Source organism: Bradyrhizobium sp. JR3.5 (assembly GCF_054057015.1).
Genome location: NZ_JBSRYV010000002.1, coordinates 2,400,449 through 2,417,136 on the forward strand (window position 1 = coordinate 2,400,449; position 16,688 = coordinate 2,417,136).

Genomic DNA, 16,688 nt, shown 5'->3' on the forward strand with positions numbered 1-16,688 from the left:
GATGCCGGCGAGCCCCAAGATCATTATCCTGTCCGACGGCACCGGCAACGCCGCTTCCAGCGTCTGGCGCACCAATGTCTGGCGGATATTCCAGTCGCTGGATTTGCAGGGCAACGCGCAGGCCGCCAAGTATGATGACGGCGTCGGCACGTCGTCCTTCGTCCCGCTCGCGCTGCTCGGCGGCGCCTTCGGCTACGGCCTCAAGCGCAATATCCTGGATGCCTACAAATTCATCTGCCGCAACTACGACCACCAGAACGATTCGCAAATCTACCTGTTCGGATTCAGCCGCGGCGCATTCACCGTGCGCACGCTCGCCGCACTCATCCTCGATCAGGGCCTGATCGTCGCCGGCACCGAAGCCGAACTGCACGACGGCGCGGTGAAAGCCTATCGCGCGTACCGGGCCGCGGGCTACCACTCGATCTGGCGCATCGAGGTGCTGTTCCGCGCGCTGCGCGACTACGTCTTTGTGCCGGTGCTGGACCGCCTTCAGCGCAACAAGCCTTATGCGGAGATCGCACGGAAGTCGGTGCCAGCGATCGAGTTCATCGGCATCTGGGACACCGTCGCGGCCTATGGCCTGCCGATCGACGAGATGACACGCGGCATCTCCAACTGGGTGTGGCCGCTCGAGCTGCCGAACCGGATTCTCAGCCCGAAGGTCAAGTGGGCACGGCATGCGCTGGCGCTCGACGATGAGCGCACGACCTTCCATCCGGTGCTCTGGACGGAGCAAGAGCCGGGACAGCCCGCACCGGCCGTGCCGGCAACGATCGATGGCGAGCGTCTCGTCCAGGTGTGGTTCGTCGGCATGCATGCCAATGTCGGCGGCGGCTATCCGGACGACGCCGTCGCCTTCGTGCCGCTGGCCTGGCTGGTCGACGAAGCCGTCAAGCGCGGGCTCGTGTTCAAGAGCGCGCCGATTGCCGATCCCGATGCGATCAAGGCGATCAGGTCCTCCGAGGACAAGGATGGCCGCCTCTACGATTCGCGGGCCGGCCTCGGTGCCTATTACCGGTACGGTCCCCGCAAGGTCGCCGACCTCTGCAACGATCCCTACGCCGGCGTCAGCGTGCCGATGCCGAAGATCCACGAAAGCGTGTTCGAGCGGATCGACAGCGGCGCCAATGCCTATGCCCCGATCGGACTTCCGCCGAGCTATGTGGTCGTCTCCCGCAGCGGCCAGGTGACACCCCTGGGCACCAATACCTTTGAAACGCCCAGTGGCGCGCCGGCGCGTCATGCCGCCCAGGAGAAGCTGTGGAATTTCGTCTGGATGCGGCGGATCGCTTACTTCGCCACCTTGGCGGCGTCGCTGCATTTGGCGACGTTCTGGCTGTTCCACAACCAGCACAAGGAGCACGAATTCAGCTCCTGGTTCAGGATGATCTCGGAGCTGGTGCGCTTCATCGAGTCATTCCTGCCCGCTTCGTTTCATTGGTGGACCGATTGGTATGCCGGCAACCCGGAATGGTTCGCGGGCGGCATCGTCGCCGTTATCGCGCTGATGGCTGTGGGCAGTTCGCTCAGCGCAACGATCAGCGACAGGATGCGGATCATCTGGCGTGACCGTGCGAACCCGACGCCGCTCTCCGGGATCGTGCACAATGCGATCTATCGCTTCCGGACCAGCACGATCTATCAGTGGATTCTCAATGTCGGGAAACGGCATGTCGCGCCGTTCCTGCTCACGGCCTTGCTGGTCTGGTTCGGTGCGACCCTACTCAGCCATTTCCTGTTCAATGCCGCGGACTCGATGGGCGCCTTCTGCAAGGGGACCACGGCCGACAAGCTCGTCGCCGCCGACAAGGGCATCCCGCAGGATGCGGCCGACTTCGACACCAGCGCGATCTGTGCGCCGACCGGCCTCAAGGTCCGCACCGGCTTCAAGTACGAGATCGCGATCACGATGTCGGAGCCATGGGAGGACGCCGGACGCGCGGTCACGCCCATCGGATACCGGACCTCGACCATCGAGGGCGCAAAACGCTGGCGCGGATACGCCACGATCTTCCTGCGGCGTATCCTGTTCCGGCCATGGTTCAGGCTGATCGCACGGGTCGGAGAGACCGGCGTCGACGAGTATTTCCTCGATCCCTTGCCGGCGCCGAACACCGATCCGCAAGTCTACAAGGCGTGGTTCACCGCCGATCGCAGCGGCGAGATCTTCCTCTACGTCAACCAGGCCGTCATCGGCCTGCCCTGGATCTACAAATGGTTCTACGGCGATCACAAGGGCAGGGCGAAGGTCACGGTGAAGTTGCTCTAGACAGCTGCAACCGCAGCGGAACGGTCCGCACGGCGTGATCCATCTGTGATCCAGCCGATAGTTTCGGTTGCAAATTTTATTACATACTCCTCTTGCTAGACGAACCGCCCGACGCCCGGAACGATCCGGCGCGACACGTCGGATCTCCTGCAGCGCTGACGCGCCAGGTTCATATCGAGCGGATATTTCTCATCAGTGATTTGGAGGCGTCACCATGATTTCCACAATTCAGGCGTTTCCAACCACCGACGGCATCTTCGTGGTTTGGGAGGTCGCGGCAATGATCCCGGACTGCCTCGGCTTTGCGCTCTATCGTCAGCAGCAGGGCAAGAGCGCGACCGTCGTCGACACCTGGGTCGGGTTTGACGATCAGGTGCAGGGCCACAAGGCGGGAGATCATCGTCCGAGCACCGAATGGCCGGTGCAGAAGACGAACTGGACCGATTTCCTGGCCCCGGCCGATGCGCCGGTCCGCTATGGCGTCGTGCCGGTTCTCAAGGACGGCGCCACCAAGGTGAAGCCCGCCTACGGTGCCCCAGCGACATGGACCGACTACGTCTCGGCCACGCCGTCGGGCCCGCTGAAGCCATGGTTCAACCGCGGCACGATCTCGGCACAATGGCTGTCGCGCGCGATCGGTACCACGCCGAAAGCCTCCCAGACGCTGGAGAAGGCGATCTCCACCAAGGGCAACAAGATCCGCGACTTCCTCAAGGGCGAGCTTGGCGCGCGCCTGCTCGCCCTGCTGGCCGGGGCCAAGAAGGACAAGGTCGACGTCTATGTCGCGCTTTACGAGCTCAACGACCCCGAATTGGTTGCCGCGCTGACGGCCATGAAGGGCAAGGCCCACGTCGTGCTCGGCAACAGCACCGGCAAGTCCGACGCTACCGCAAAGGAAGCCGAGAAGAACGCCGGCGTGCTGAAGAAGGCGGGCGTCGACATCGTCCGCCGCAACATCGCGCCGGCTCGTTACGCCCACAACAAGTTCGCGGTGTTCTGCGACGGCGCCGAGACACCGAAAGTGGTCTGGACCGGCAGCACCAACTGGACCCCGACCGGATTGTGCACCCAGAACAACAATGGGCTGGAGATCACCGACGACAAGATCGCGGCGGCCTATCACGAGCATTGGAAAGCGATCTACGCCGACGGCAGCAAGTCGCCGAAGGCGCTGGCCGTGGCCGGCGATCACGAATGGCCGTTCACGATCGGCAACTCGAACATCAGCGTCTGGTTCACGCCGACCACGAAGAGCGGCGATCTCAAGGAAGCGACCAAGATGATCGAGGACGCCGAGCATGGCGCGGTGTGCCTGATGCTCAATCCGGGCAACAAGGGCCTGCTCGGCCCGATCCTGCAGAAGGCACAGGACAAGAACCTCTATGTGCGCGGGGTGCTCAACAATTTCCCGGCGCAGGGCAAGGACAGTCCGAAGGATCAGCTGCAACTGCTGGCCGGCGGCGGTCAGCAGCAGGTCTTCAAGGGCAAGCAGATTGCCGACGTAATCCGGCCCGCCGGCATCGACAAGACCGCCGACTGGTGGCAGCACGAGATCAAGAACAGCGGAAAGTTCATGATCGCCGTGCACAGCAAGGTGATCGTGCTGGATCCGGCCGGCAAGAACCCGGTGGTCATGACCGGCTCGCACAATTTCTCCGACCGCGCCAGCACCAAGAACGACGACAACCTCGTCATCATCAGAGGCGATTCACGACTGGCGCTGACCTACGCCGCGCGCATCGTCAGCATCTACGGCCAGTACCGCTGGCAGGCTTGGCGCAACACGCCGCAAGGCCAGAAGGACAAGGGTCTGAAACGCAGCGACAGCTGGCTGAGCAGCCGCATCGGCAAGGGCTGGGCGCAAATCGAAACCCGGTTCTGGCTCGGCACCGCCTGAGGCCGGCGATCCATCATGACGTACGGGGCAGCGTTACCGCTCCCCCGCGCTCCTCCTCAAGCCTACGCCGCGCGGCCGACCGAGGCGTCGAGGTGCTTCAGCTTCGGCAAGACCTCCTGCTTCAGCAGCCGCAGCGAATTGTGCCAGGCTTCGGGCTTGTGCTTGTAGTCGAAACCGAACACCAGCAGCACGCCGAAGCCGCCGACCTCCTGATAGATCTTCTCGATCTTCTCGGTGACGGTCGCGGGCGAGCCGACGATCCAGTTGTTGCGGGCGCAATACTCGACCGTGACGTCGCTATCGGGCACGTCGGGCGACGCCTTCAAATAGTCCTTGAAACCAAAGTGGCCGAGCAGCGGCAGGAAGTACTCGCCCATCATCCGGCCCATCATGTCGCCGGTCGAGAGCTTCCATGCCTCCTCGTCGGTATCGGCGACGAACACCTCGCGCACCATCCGCCAGTCCTTGCGGCTCGGCTTGCGGCCGGTCTTGGCGGCACCGGCTTCGACCGAGTCCCAATGGCTGCCGACATACGCCGGGTTGAGGTTCAGGCTCATTGGGATGAAACCGCGCTCGCCTGCGAGCTTGAGCGTATCCGAGTTCTTCGACAGGCCGGCGACACCGATCGGCGGATGCGGTGCTTGCTGTGGCTTGATGTGGGGCTTGAGGAAATCGAACATCGTGTCCGGCTTGGTCACCGTCCAGAACTTGCCCTTGTGGGTCCACGGAGCCGGCTCGGTCCACATCTTCAGGATGATCTCGAGTGCCTCGCGGGTCATGTCGCGATTCTGGCCGGACATGCCGTCGACATTGAACATCGCCCAGTCGCTCGGCAGGCCTGAGGCCGCGACGCCGAAATTCAATCGTCCATTCGAGAGATGGTCGAGCATCGCAACGCGGTTCGCCAGTTCGGCCGGATGATGATACGGGAGCAGGAAGCCGCCGGGTCCGATGCGGATGTTCTTGGTCTGCAGCAGTGCCTGCGCGATCAACAGGTCCGGCGACGGATGCGGCTCCCAGGGCGCGGTGTGGTGCTCGCCGATCCAGGCTTCCTGGTAGCCGAGCTCGTCCAGCCACCGCAGCACCTGAAGATCCCAGTCGTGGCCCTCTTTCAGTCCGCACTCCGGCGGATGCGACGGCATCGCGAAGTATCCGAGTTCCATGGGTTTCCTCTCTTTGTTCGATGCGTGTCTTCCGCACGCGCTCCGGAGAGTACCTGCCCCGGCTACGGCAGAACAATGGCTTTGTCGCATGCGGCCCCGGCGGGAATTACGCGTAAGGCGTCCCCTTCAGCATGATCGCGATGCCCGAAAAGCTGCGCTCCATGATCTGCAGGAAGGCCTCGCGTGTCGAGGCCGCCGATCGGCGAGCCTTGTGCTCGCGAAGCCCCTCCGCATAGGCGACGGTCACGGCCGTCACCACCATCGACGCGGCGAGCCGGGCATCGGCATCGGCGAGCGGCCGCTTGATGGCGCCCGCCAGCACGGTTGCAAGATCATCGATCAACTCGTCACGCAACGGGCGGGGCCGCGTCAGCAATCGCGGCTCGCTGGGACATGTTCGTACGATGCGTATCAAGGCGCGCCGGCCCGTCGCTTCTGATCCGGCCCGATGCCTGCATCGCCTGGGTGGCCGACGGCGAGGACCTTGCGGGCCTCGACGCCGCGCTGACGCGGTGGTTCGGACCCGCCATGCATTGACCTCGCAGGCGAGGCCAGGCGAGACGGCGTCTCAGCGCGTCCCGAACGTGGTCTTGCCGAACAGCGCCTTCTGCGTTGAGGGCTGCGAGCGCCAGTATTGCGGCGGCGCACTCACCTCACCGCCGAGCTCGGCGGCGGCGTGCCAGCCCCAGCGCGGGTCGTAGAGCATGCCGCGGGCGAGCGCGACCATGTCGGCCTTCCCTGACCCGACGATCTCCTCCGCCTGCTTCGCTTCCGTGATCAGGCCGACGGCCATCGTGGTGACGCCGGTCGCCTCCTTCACCGCCTGTGCCGCCGGCACCTGGTAGCCCGGGCCGAGCGGAATCTTCTGCAGTGGCGAGACGCCGCCGGAGGAGACGTCCATCCAGTCGACGCCGCACTTCTTCAGCTCCTTGGCAAATTCGATGGTCTGCGCGAGGTCCCAGGCCCCCTCCACCCAGTCGGTCGCCGACACCCGCATGCCGATCGGCTTGTGATCCGGGAATACGGCGCGCACCGCGTCGAACACTTCCAGCGGGAAGCGCATGCGGTTTTCGAGCGAGCCGCCATAGCGGTCGGTCCGCTTGTTGGCGATCGGCGACAGGAACTGGTGCAGCAGATAGCCGTGCGCGCCGTGCAGCTCGAGCGCGTCGATGCCGAGCCGGTCGGCCCGCCGGGCGGCCGCGACAAAGGCCTCGCGAATGCGCTTCAGGCCGGCGTCATCGAGCGCCAGCGGCGGCGCCTCGCTTTCCTTATGCGGGACAGCCGACGGCCCAACCGTCTGCCAGCCGCCTTCGGCGGTCGGGATCAATTGCCCGCCCTCCCAGGGACGCTGGCTCGAAGCCTTGCGGCCGGCATGGGCGAGTTGCATCGCGACCGCCGCCTTCGAATGCTTGCGCACCGAGGCCAGGATCGGCTTCAGCGCCGCCTCGTTGGCATCGCTATAGAGGCCGAGGCAGCCCGGCGTGATCCGCCCGATATCCTCGACATGGGTGGCCTCGATGCAGAACATTGCGGCGCCCGACAGCGCCAGCATGTTGATGTGGGTGAAGTGCCAATCATTGGCGGAGCCGTCGTCGGCCGAATACTGGCACATCGGCGAGACCATGATCCGATTGGAGAGCTTGAGGCTGCGCAGTTCGATCGGGGAAAACAGGGTGCTCATGCGAGGGGTATCCGGGATCGGGGAAACGGCCACGATAAGATAGAGGCGGCCGCCGCGATCACCAACTGCCGCGGTCGCCGAACCGGCCGGGGCAGATCAGCAATGCGATAACGGTGGCCCGCAGGCCGGCACCTCAGTCCACCAGCGTGAATTGCAGCAGCAAATTGCGCTGGATCAGGGAGAAATTGTCGTCGGAGATCATGGTCAGCACAGTCTCGCCCTCCGCCGTGACATGGGCGTCGATGCCTTCCATGTTGTCGATCTCGTTGCCGAGATCGGCATTGAAGATCGCCGGACCGTCGACGACGGCGCCGGGCGCGATATCCGACAAAGCGAGGCGGCGGATGCGAATCCCGGCGCCGCCGAGCCAGGAGAATTTCCGCTCCAGAATCAACAGATCGCCCGACGGCAGCAGGACCGCGTCGCTGATGTCGTAATTCTCGGTGCGGCGGACGCTGAACTGGCCCGGCGTCCTGCCGCCGACCAGGAAGGCGATCAGGTTGCCGCCGGCATCGAGCCCGCGTTCGGAAAGCGCGATCAGCGTACCGGCCAGCGGCTGGCTCGGCGGTGTGGCTTTGGGCATGACCTTGGGCACGAAGACCAGCGCCTCGAGCCCCTTGTTGATGGGCAGCTTGCGCGCCGCCGCCGGCAGCGGCACCAGCTCGCCGCGCGCGCGGGTGAAGCCCTTGGCGAAATCGTAGCGCAGCACCTGGTTGACGCGCTCGAGCCCGACATAGGCAATGGAGCCGTCGAGCGCGAGCGATTCCGAATCGTACCAGCCGCGAGTGGCGGTGATCGGTTTGCCGTCAGCGCCGAGCAGCGGCGCCGCCTCGACATCGTCGAGCCCGGCCATCTCCCGGCCGCGATAGACGATGCGGCCGGTGAACCAGGTGCCCTGGTCGCTGACCGCAATGAGGCGCTCGCCCTTGGCATCGAGCCGCAGCGCGGACAGACCGCCGAAGCCGGTGAACGACGAGGTCAGGATCAGGCCGCTGCGATATTCCAGCGCGCCGAACCGCACCCGCGCACGATCGCGAATATCGAACGACGGCAGCGGCCGTGCGTTGACCTCGACAGCTGCGGGTTCGTCGACGCGGTGGCGGCCCGGCCTGCCGGGCGGTCCCGGCGTCAGCGCCGGCTGGCTCGCGCCCTGTGCCTGCGCGAGACGCGGCGATGCTGCGGCCGACAGCCCCGCCGCCATCCCATGCAGGACATGGCGGCGGCTAACGGGTGATCGCATGTCTCACGAGTGGAGACGGCGCCGCGTGCCCGGTGCGGGCGCCGAGCCGTGGGTCTCGCTGAACAGCTCGGCGAGCTTTTCGGTGATGGCGCCGCCGAGTTCTTCGGCATCCACGATGGTGACGGCGCGGCGATAGTAGCGCGTCACGTCGTGACCGATGCCGATCGCGATCAGCTCGACCGGCGAGCGGGTCTCGATCTCCTCGATGATGTGGCGCAGGTGCCGCTCGAGATAGTTGCCGGGATTGACCGACAGCGTGGAGTCGTCGACCGGCGCGCCGTCGGAAATCATCATCAGGATGCGGCGCTGCTCGGGACGCGCAAGCAGACGCTTGTGCGCCCAGTCGAGCGCCTCGCCGTCGATGTTCTCCTTGAGCAGGCCCTCGCGCATCATCAGGCCGAGATTTTTCCGCGCACGACGCCACGGCGCATCCGCCGACTTGTAGATGATGTGGCGCAGATCGTTGAGGCGGCCGGGATTGGCCGGCTTGCCGGCCGCAAGCCACGCCTCGCGCGACTGCCCGCCCTTCCAGGCGCGGGTGGTGAAGCCCAGGATCTCGACCTTGACGCCGCAACGCTCCAGCGTGCGCGCCAGGATGTCCGCGCAGGTGGCGGCAACCGTGATCGGACGACCGCGCATCGAACCTGAATTGTCGAGCAGCAGCGTCACCACGGTGTCGCGGAAGGTCGCCTCCTTCTCATGCATGAAGGACAGCGGGTGATAGGGATCGGTGACGACGCGCGACAGCCGCGCCGGATCGAGGATGCCTTCCTCGAGATCGAAATCCCAGGCGCGGTTCTGCTGTGCCATCAGGCGGCGCTGCAGGCGGTTGGCGAGCCGCGCCACGATGCCTTGCAGATGCGCGAGCTGCTTGTCGAGATAGGAGCGCAGCCGCTCGAGCTCGTCGTGATCGCAGAGATCCTCCGCGGCGATCACCTCGTCGAACTTCGGCGCAAACGCATGATATTCCGGGCCGCGCGGTTCGTTCTGGCCACGCGAATTCGGCCGCGTCGCCTCGCCCGGCGTCTCGTCGTCGCCCAGTTCGCCGTCGTCGAACGTGTCTGAGGTGGAGGCCTGCGCGCTCTCCATCGCGCTTTCGCTCATCTCTTCCGCGCTCGTCTGGGCCTGATCGGCGCTCATCTCCTGCGCAGCATCAGAATCAGGCGAACCCTCGGCACCGGACTGATCGTTCTCGCCGTCCTGGTTCTCGTCCTGGTCATCGTCGTCGTCGGAATCCATGTTGCGGTCGTCGCCGAGATCGAGCGCCGACAGCAGATCGTGGACCATATCACCGAACCTCGCCTGGTCCTCGGTGAAACGGCTGAGCTGGTCGAGCCGCGAGCCGATCTTGTCCTCCAGCGTCGGACGCCAGAGATCGACCATCTTCTTGGCGGCCGCGGGCGGCGCCATGCCGGTCAGGCGTTCGCGCACCAGCATCGCCAGCGCGTCCGACAGCGGCGCATCGGCGCGGTCGGTGATCTCGTCATACTTGCCGCGGTGAAAATGATCGTCGAGCATCGCGGTGAGGTTCTTCGCGACGCCCGCCATCCGCCGCGAGCCGATCGCCTCGACGCGCGCCTGCTCGACCGCCTCGAACACGCCGCGCGCCTGCGGGTTGCCCGGCATCAGCTTGCGATGCACCTTGGGATCGTGACAGGCGATCTTGAGCGCGATCGAATCGGCATGGCCGCGCACGATCGCCGCATCGCGCTTGGTCATCTTGCGCGCCGGCTCCGGCAGCCGCGCCTTGCCGGGCGCAAGCCCCGGCCGCTCGGCGGCGAAAGAGACCTCGAGCTCCGGCTTCTTGGCGATCGCCTTCAGGCACGCCGACACCGAGCGCTTGAACGGCTCGGTCGGCGCTTCCTTTGATCCGGGACGGAATTTGATATTGGAGGTTGTCATAGCGATTTCGTAAACCAGTGGCGCGTGACGCCGCCGGGATACCCCTCAATCGAACCGAACTCTTTATATCCATTGGCGCGGTAGAAGCCCGGCGCCTGGAAGCTCATCGTATCCAGATAGGATCGCGTCGCTCCGAAGCGCCGCGCCTCGTCTTCGATCGCCTTGATCAGCTTCGCGCCAAAACCCTTGTTGCGAAACTTCTGCTCCATCCAGAACAGCTGGATGAACAACACCGCGGTCCAGACCTCGCCGACGATGCCGCCGACGATCTCGTCGCCTTGCCGCAATGAGATGGCGAAGCGCTTGTATTTCTGCTTCCCCATCTTCTCGTTGTTGTAGCGGAGCAATCCGCCGAGCACCGCTTTCTTCGTCTGTGTGACTGTGCGCTCGACGGAGATTTTCGGCATGGACTAGCTGAGCGCCACGTTGACCGAGGATTCCGGCAACTCGACGTTGAAGCAGCGCTGGTAGAACTCGGCGACCAGCGGCCGCTCCAGCTCGTCACACTTGTTGAGGAAGGTGACGCGGAACGCGAAGCCGATGTCGTTGAAGATGTCGGCGTTCTCGGCCCAGGTGATCACTGTGCGCGGGCTCATCACCGTCGACAGGTCGCCATTGGCGAACGCGTTGCGGGTGAGATCCGCCAGCCGCACCATCTTGTTGACGATGTCGCGGCCCTCCTGGGTGCGATAGTGCTTCGCCTTCGCCAGCACGATCTCAACTTCCTCGTCATGGGCGAGGTAGTTCAGCGTGGTGACGATCGACCAGCGGTCCATCTGGCCCTGGTTGATCTGCTGGGTGCCGTGATAGAGGCCCGAGGTGTCGCCGAGGCCGACCGTGTTGGCGGTCGAGAACAGGCGGAACGCCGGGTGCGGCTTGATCACCTTGTTCTGGTCGAGCAGCGTCAGGCGGCCGGACACCTCCAGCACGCGCTGGATCACGAACATCACGTCCGGACGGCCGGCGTCGTACTCGTCGAACACCAACGCGATGTTGTGCTGCAGCGCCCAGGGCAGGATGCCGTCGCGGAATTCGGTGACCTGCTTGCCGTCCTTGACCACGATGGCATCCTTGCCGACGAGATCGATACGGCTGATGTGGCTGTCGAGGTTGACGCGCACGCAGGGCCAGTTGAGTCGGGCCGCAACCTGCTCGATGTGAGTCGATTTGCCGGTGCCGTGATAGCCGGTGACCATCACGCGGCGGTTCTTGGCAAAGCCGGCGAGGATCGCGAGCGTGGTGGCGCGGTCGAAGCGATAGTCGCTGTCGACTTCCGGCACATGCGGATCGACTTCGGAATAGGCCGGAACTTCCAGATCGCTATCGATCCCGAAGACCTGCCGAACCGACACCTTCATGTCGGGCAACCCGACGGGTTCTTGCGCTTTGGTCTGGACGGCCGTCGTCATTCATCCTCCGAGGTCCCGGGCATTCCCGAAACCAGATTTAGGTCATTTGGCTGCGGATGGGGTGCTACGCACAAGCCTAGCAGAGAGCATCGGCCGGCAGAAGCCCACGGGCAAATCAAAGTTCCGTTGTTGTATCATAAAGATAGGCGCGAAACTCGGTTTTTGGAAGGCTGCTCTGCAAATCCCGCCGTACTTTCGCCGTAGCGCCACGGCGGCCTGCCCGGCGAGGCACTTTTCAGCCCGGTGGGGAGTTGTTAGCTCTCGGACCTGTTTCACCGCACCCAGGGATTCTGTGACTTCATTCCTTGACCCATTGATCGCGTTCGTTTCGGCCCATGCCTGGCTCGCCTATCTGACGCTGTTTCTGGCCGCCCTGCTGGAAGCAGTCCCGGTGGTCGGTTCGCTGGTGCCGGGCTCGACCATCATCCTGGCGCTGAGCGCATTGGTCCCGGGCGGCGAATTGAAGCTCGTGCCGGTGCTCGCCGCCGCGGCCGCCGGCGCGATGCTCGGCGACGGCACCGCCTACCTGATCGGCTACCGCAGCCAGCGCGAGATCCTGTCGGCCTGGCCGCTCTCCAATTATCCGCGGGTGGTCGCGCAGAGCGAGGCCTTCTTCAACCGCTGGGGCGTGCTCGCGGTGTTCTTCGCCCGCTTCGTGCCGCCGATCCGCGCCTTTGTGCCGATCACCGCCGGCGCGCTCGACATGCCGCCGGCGCGCTTCTACGCGATCAACATCCCCGCGATCCTGCTCTGGGCACCGGCGCATGTGTTGCCCGGCGTGCTCGCCGTCACCGCGCTGCACGACTATGCCGGCCTGCCGCATCATCAACATGTCGGCAAGCACCTGTGGATGTTCGCGGTCGCGGGTTGCGCCGTCATCCTGTCGCTGGCGATCTGGACCATCCGCCGCCGGCATGGCGGCGGCATGATCGAACCGGCCAAGCCGGCAAAATAGCTAGATACTATTGGTCGTGCCGGCCCGCCCGGGTGCCGGGCCGACATAGCGCGCGCGGGGCCGAATCAGCTTGCCAAACTGAAGCTGCTCGCTGGCATGCGCGATCCAGCCGACGCTGCGGGCCATCGCGAACAGCGCGAGCTCGCTCCCCGCCGGCATCCGCAGCGCATGCACCAGCACCGCCAGCGCGTAGTCGATGTTGACGAACTCGCCGGTCGCTTCCGCGATCCGCTCGGGCACCTCCCTGGTGAATTTGCGCGGCGCGCCGGCCCGGGTCAGGGCCTCGAGCAGCGAGATTGCGCGCGGATCGCCCTTCTTGTAGACGCCGTGCCCGAAGCCGGCGAAGCGTTCGCCGAGCGCGACCCGCTCGCGGACCACAGGCGCAACGTCATTGTCGATCATGGTCTTGACCAGGCGCGAGGCGAGCACGCCGGCGCCGCCATGCATCGGCCCCTTCAACGCGACGAGACCCGCGATCACGGCGTCGTACAGATTGAGGCCAGTCGATGCCGCGCAGCGCGCCGTGAAGGTGGAGGCATTCAGTTCGTGATCGGCGAGCAGCACCAGCGCGCGGCGAATCAGGTCGGGCGCGTGCTTGTTGTCCGGCGTCCAGACCCGCGCCACCTGCTCATGCAGCGGCTCGGCCGATGGCACGGCGTTCAGCATGGTCGCGACCAGCAGCCGCAGGATGCGCCCGCCGACCATCGCGCGTCCATCAGGCGCGCGGGTGAAGGCACCGGGATCGGCACTCGCCGCCAGCGCCAGCACCGCGACCGTCCGGTCGATCGGCTGGGCGCGCCGCGCGGCCTCGGCGATCGACCGCATTTCATCCGAGACATGCGGGCAATTGTCGGGCGCGAACGGGTCGACGCCGGTGACGTCCCACAGCAGCGTCGCGGTGTGCTCCAGCGTGTCACGCTCGGCGAGATCGACGCAGTTCACGCCGCGATAGATCGGGCCCTGCTCGGTGATGGTCGCGATCGCCGAATCCATCACCGGCAGGTCGGCGTCGAAATTGCGAAAGCCGCGCGGCTCCGGTGACGGCACGCGGCGCTCCTTCAACCCCCTGATGTCCTCGGCGCGGTAGCGGTGGCTGCGCGAATCCGGCGACGGCTCGGAGCGGATCAGGCCGCGGCTGACATAGGCGTAGAGGGTCGCCTGCGAGATCGCGAGTTCGGCGGCGGCCTCGCGGGCGGACAGGTAAAGCTCGGCGGATTTTTTCATATTGATTTATATAATCAAGATTGATCAACTCGTCGAGAGGCTCGATCTTTAGAGGGTGAAGCAAGGAGATCGGGCCATGAACATGATTCTCACCAAGAGCCAGATCGGTCTGGATGGCGTCCCCGCTGCCGAGACCGTGTTGAGCCATGTCGACGGCGAGCGCGGCGAATTGATCATCGCCGGCGAGCATGTCGCCAACCTCGCAAGCAAGTCGAGCTTCGAGGGCGTCACGGCGCGGCTGTGGAATGGCGCCACCGGCAAGTCGCTGAGCGAAGCCAACGTCCGCGCCGGCCTCGGCGCCGCCCGCGAACGCGCCTTTGCGCGGCTGCCGGACCTGATGCCGGCGACGCGCGGCATGTCGATCGTCGACGGCTTCCGGGCCGCGATCGCAGGCCTCCGCGGCGAGAACGGGCTGGAGCACGAGGCAACCATCGTCGGCGCCTTCCCTGTGATCGCGGGCGCCCTGGTCCAGCACGCCAAGGGACATGCCCCGATCGCGCCCGACCCGAATGTCAGCCACGCGGCCGACACGCTGCGGATGCTGCGGGGGCGCAAGGCCGAGCCGCGCGAGGTTGCGGCGCTCGACGCCTATTTCGTCACCGTCTGCGACCACGGCATGAATGCATCGACCTTCACGACGCGGGTGATCGCGTCGACCCAGGCCGATCTGTTCGCGGCCGTCACCGGCGGCTACTGCGCGCTGACCGGCCCGCTGCATGGCGGCGCGCCGGAGCCGGTGCTGGAGATGCTGGACGCAATCGGCACCCGTGAGCGCATCAAGCCCTGGGTCGACGGCGCGCTGGCGCACGGCGAACGGCTGATGGGCTTTGGTCATCGGGTCTATCGCGTGCGCGATCCGCGCGCCGACGTGCTGAAGGTTGCGATCGAACGCCTGGAAGCCGACGGCGCCGACCTGCCGTTTGCCGGCGAGGTCGAGGCCTATATCCGCGCAGCGCTGCGCAAGAAGAACCCGGAGCGGCCGCTCGAGACCAATGTCGAGTTCTTCACCGCGATCCTGCTCGATGCGCTGGAAATCCCGCGCCAGGCGTTCACGCCGATCTTTGCCGTGGCCCGTGCCGCCGGCTGGACCGCGCATGCACTGGAACAGCGGCGCACCGGCCGGTTGATCCGGCCGAGCTCGTCCTATGTCGGAGCAGTGCCGAAGGGCTGAACAGCAGGAAGCATCCGACGGCGGAGCCACAAACTCTGCCGTCGTCCCTGCGGAAGCAGGGACCCGTACGCCGCGGCCTATCAATGGGACGATGGGGTCGACACCTGACGAGAACTATAACCGCTGGTGGTTATGGGCCCCTGCGTTCGCTGGGGCGACGGAGGCAAGAGCTTACGCCTCGCGCACCACGGTCTTCAGATAATTGTACGCCTTGATGATCTCGATCAGGCGATCCTCGGTGGAGCGGTCGCCGCCATTGGCGTCGGGATGGTGCTGCTTGACCAGCGCCTTGTACTTCGACTTGACGTCTTCGAGCGTCGCGCCGGCGCCGAGCCCCATCACCAGCAACGCCTTGCGCTCGGCGTTCATGACCTTGCGGGTCTCGGGCTTGGGCTCCGCGCCACCCGGTCCGGGACGCCAGCGGCCGCGGCCGTTGAGCTCGGAGAACACGTGGAACGGATCGGAGGCGGCGTCGAGCCCGCTCTCCTTCTTGCCGTTGTTGGCGCCCATCTTCCAGGTCGGACGGTGGCCGGTCAGCGCGTCCTTCTGGTAGCGCGCCACGTCGTCAGGATTCATGCCCTGGAAGAAATTGTAGGACTGGTTGTACTCGCGGACGTGATCGAGACAGAAGTGCCAATACTCGCGCGAATTCTCGCGGCCCTTCGGGGCGCGGTGCGCGCCCTTGTTCTGGCAACCCGCCCACTCGCAGGCGACGGCCTGCTCGCCGGCTTGCGCCTGGCGCTTCGCACTCACCTTGGTCGGCTTGATGCGAATGGAGTCGAAGAATTTTGATGAATCGATCGGCATGTTCTCTTTGACTACGCAATGCACAAATCTTCAAGTCTTGACATTGCGCAGACCTCGTTTCCCGCTTGCGCCATTGACGAAAAGCCGTCGCGGACCTAACTCCGCCGCCATGAGCACCAAAGACGCTATCATAAACAAGTTGCGTGAAGCTTTCTTGCCCGAAAGCCTCGACGTGGTCGATGAGTCACATCTGCATGAGGGCCACGCCGGCCACAGGCCAGGCGGCGAGACGCATTTCAGGGTATATATTGTGTCTCCCTCCTTCGAAGGGAAGAGCCGGATCGAACGCCATCGCATGATAAATGCGACGCTGGCGCAGGAACTCGCCGGCTCGGTGCATGCGCTGGCGATCCACGCCCACGGCCCCGGGGAAAAGCCGCGCTAGCTCGCGCTTGGCTCAAGACGAAGCAGTGGTTTTCCGTTATGAGAATGGGACCTCCGGCGATGGACCTGCTCCATATGTGAGCAGGTGAATGATGGATCGCATCGCCACGCTTGTTATGGGGCCATTGATGATCCCTTGCTGGCCACGTTTCCGGTCGATTGTCGCCGCCGCCGGCCTGCTCCTGATCTGCGCGTTGCGCCCGGCCTTGGCGCTGGATATGCCGAGCCCGTTCGTCCAGGAGGTGCTGATCAAGAGCATCATGGTCTCGCTCAACGACGCGGTGGCCGCGAACAATTTCGCCGTGTTCCACGCCAAGATCTCAAAGCCGTTCCGCGACCAGTTTTCGCCGGACAAACTGAAGACGATCTTCAAGGATCTGGTCGACAAGCATGCGGTGTTCGACGCCGTGGTCGCCAAGCCGATCGTCCTCGATGAGGATGCCAAGATCGACGACAAGGGCGCGTTGCGGCTGAAGGGCCATTTCGACACCACGCCCAAGCAGGTGAAGTATCAGCTCGGCTTCATCCCCTCCGACGGCGCGTGGAAGCTGTCGGGCATCTCGATCGATATCGAGTAGCGTTC

At 65.1% G+C, this 16,688-nt stretch carries 16 protein-coding genes; 7 read left to right on the top strand and 9 right to left on the bottom strand.

What is annotated here, in order from left to right; translation table 11 throughout:
* Nucleotide 1 precedes the first annotated feature (1 nt).
* Nucleotides 2-2,272 carry a DUF2235 domain-containing protein gene (locus ACVWW1_RS28380; protein ID WP_456658191.1) on the top strand — a complete coding sequence of 757 codons (2,271 nt, stop codon included), beginning with the start codon at nucleotides 2-4 and terminating at the stop codon, nucleotides 2,270-2,272.
* 214 nt (nucleotides 2,273-2,486) lie between these two features.
* A complete protein-coding gene (locus ACVWW1_RS28385) occupies nucleotides 2,487-4,169 on the top strand; it encodes a phospholipase D-like domain-containing protein (RefSeq protein ID WP_456658192.1) in 1,683 nt (560 codons plus the stop codon).
* A 62-nt stretch (nucleotides 4,170-4,231) separates the two neighbouring features.
* Here ACVWW1_RS28385 and ACVWW1_RS28390 read toward each other — a convergent pair whose 3' ends face one another.
* Both ACVWW1_RS28390 and ACVWW1_RS28395 read right to left on the bottom strand, forming a co-directional pair.
* A complete protein-coding gene (locus tag ACVWW1_RS28390) occupies nucleotides 4,232-5,332 on the bottom strand; it encodes an LLM class flavin-dependent oxidoreductase (protein WP_342725127.1) in 1,101 nt (366 codons plus the stop codon).
* 106 nt (nucleotides 5,333-5,438) lie between these two features.
* Nucleotides 5,439-5,708: a hypothetical protein gene (locus tag ACVWW1_RS28395; RefSeq protein WP_456658193.1), complete on the bottom strand. Its 270-nt coding sequence runs from the start codon at nucleotides 5,706-5,708 to the stop codon at nucleotides 5,439-5,441.
* A 17-nt stretch (nucleotides 5,709-5,725) separates the two neighbouring features.
* Here ACVWW1_RS28395 and ACVWW1_RS28400 point away from each other — a divergent pair, with 17 nt between their 5' ends.
* Entirely contained in the window at nucleotides 5,726-5,869 is a 144-nt protein-coding gene (locus tag ACVWW1_RS28400; RefSeq protein WP_456658194.1) for an aromatic-ring hydroxylase C-terminal domain-containing protein, read from the top strand.
* 31 nt (nucleotides 5,870-5,900) lie between these two features.
* On the opposite strand, the gene ACVWW1_RS28405 is transcribed toward ACVWW1_RS28400, so the two are convergent.
* The 5 genes from ACVWW1_RS28405 to cobS all read right to left on the bottom strand — a co-directional run bounded on the left by ACVWW1_RS28405 (nucleotide 5,901) and on the right by cobS (nucleotide 11,564).
* Nucleotides 5,901-7,013 carry an NADH:flavin oxidoreductase/NADH oxidase gene (locus tag ACVWW1_RS28405; RefSeq protein WP_456658195.1) on the bottom strand — a complete coding sequence of 371 codons (1,113 nt, stop codon included), beginning with the start codon at nucleotides 7,011-7,013 and terminating at the stop codon, nucleotides 5,901-5,903.
* 133 nt (nucleotides 7,014-7,146) lie between these two features.
* Complete coding sequence (locus ACVWW1_RS28410) at nucleotides 7,147-8,253, bottom strand: esterase-like activity of phytase family protein (protein ID WP_456658196.1); 1,107 nt, start codon at nucleotides 8,251-8,253, stop codon at nucleotides 7,147-7,149.
* A 3-nt stretch (nucleotides 8,254-8,256) separates the two neighbouring features.
* Nucleotides 8,257-10,155 (bottom strand): cobaltochelatase subunit CobT, encoded by a 1,899-nt coding sequence (gene cobT / locus ACVWW1_RS28415; RefSeq protein WP_097671073.1) that lies wholly within the window; start codon nucleotides 10,153-10,155, stop codon nucleotides 8,257-8,259.
* On the bottom strand, nucleotides 10,152-10,562 hold the full coding sequence (locus ACVWW1_RS28420) for a GNAT family N-acetyltransferase (protein WP_173640145.1): 411 nt from the start codon (nucleotides 10,560-10,562) through the stop codon (nucleotides 10,152-10,154). Before ACVWW1_RS28420 ends, cobT begins: the two co-directional genes overlap by 4 nt.
* A 3-nt stretch (nucleotides 10,563-10,565) precedes the next feature.
* Entirely contained in the window at nucleotides 10,566-11,564 is a 999-nt protein-coding gene (gene cobS / locus ACVWW1_RS28425; RefSeq protein ID WP_173640144.1) for a cobaltochelatase subunit CobS, read from the bottom strand.
* 292 nt (nucleotides 11,565-11,856) lie between these two features.
* On the opposite strand from cobS, the gene ACVWW1_RS28430 reads away from it, so the two are divergent.
* Entirely contained in the window at nucleotides 11,857-12,519 is a 663-nt protein-coding gene (locus ACVWW1_RS28430) for a DedA family protein (RefSeq protein WP_456658197.1), read from the top strand.
* On the opposite strand, the gene ACVWW1_RS28435 is transcribed toward ACVWW1_RS28430, so the two are convergent.
* Complete coding sequence (locus ACVWW1_RS28435) at nucleotides 12,520-13,743, bottom strand: citrate/2-methylcitrate synthase (protein ID WP_456658198.1); 1,224 nt, start codon at nucleotides 13,741-13,743, stop codon at nucleotides 12,520-12,522.
* Nucleotides 13,744-13,819: 76 nt separating this feature from the next.
* On the opposite strand from ACVWW1_RS28435, the gene ACVWW1_RS28440 reads away from it, so the two are divergent.
* A complete protein-coding gene (locus ACVWW1_RS28440) occupies nucleotides 13,820-14,914 on the top strand; it encodes a citrate synthase/methylcitrate synthase (RefSeq protein WP_456658199.1) in 1,095 nt (364 codons plus the stop codon).
* Between the two features lie 171 nt (nucleotides 14,915-15,085).
* Here ACVWW1_RS28440 and ACVWW1_RS28445 read toward each other — a convergent pair whose 3' ends face one another.
* A complete protein-coding gene (locus ACVWW1_RS28445; RefSeq protein WP_092120102.1) occupies nucleotides 15,086-15,721 on the bottom strand; it encodes a J domain-containing protein in 636 nt (211 codons plus the stop codon).
* A 109-nt stretch (nucleotides 15,722-15,830) separates the two neighbouring features.
* Here ACVWW1_RS28445 and ACVWW1_RS28450 point away from each other — a divergent pair, with 109 nt between their 5' ends.
* Together ACVWW1_RS28450 and ACVWW1_RS28455 are read left to right on the top strand one after the other, a co-directional pair.
* Nucleotides 15,831-16,106 (top strand): BolA family protein, encoded by a 276-nt coding sequence (locus ACVWW1_RS28450; RefSeq protein ID WP_456658200.1) that lies wholly within the window; start codon nucleotides 15,831-15,833, stop codon nucleotides 16,104-16,106.
* Nucleotides 16,107-16,194: 88 nt separating this feature from the next.
* Nucleotides 16,195-16,683, top strand: coding sequence for a hypothetical protein (locus ACVWW1_RS28455; RefSeq protein ID WP_456658201.1), 489 nt, complete (start codon nucleotides 16,195-16,197; stop codon nucleotides 16,681-16,683).
* Nucleotides 16,684-16,688: the final 5 nt, after the last annotated feature.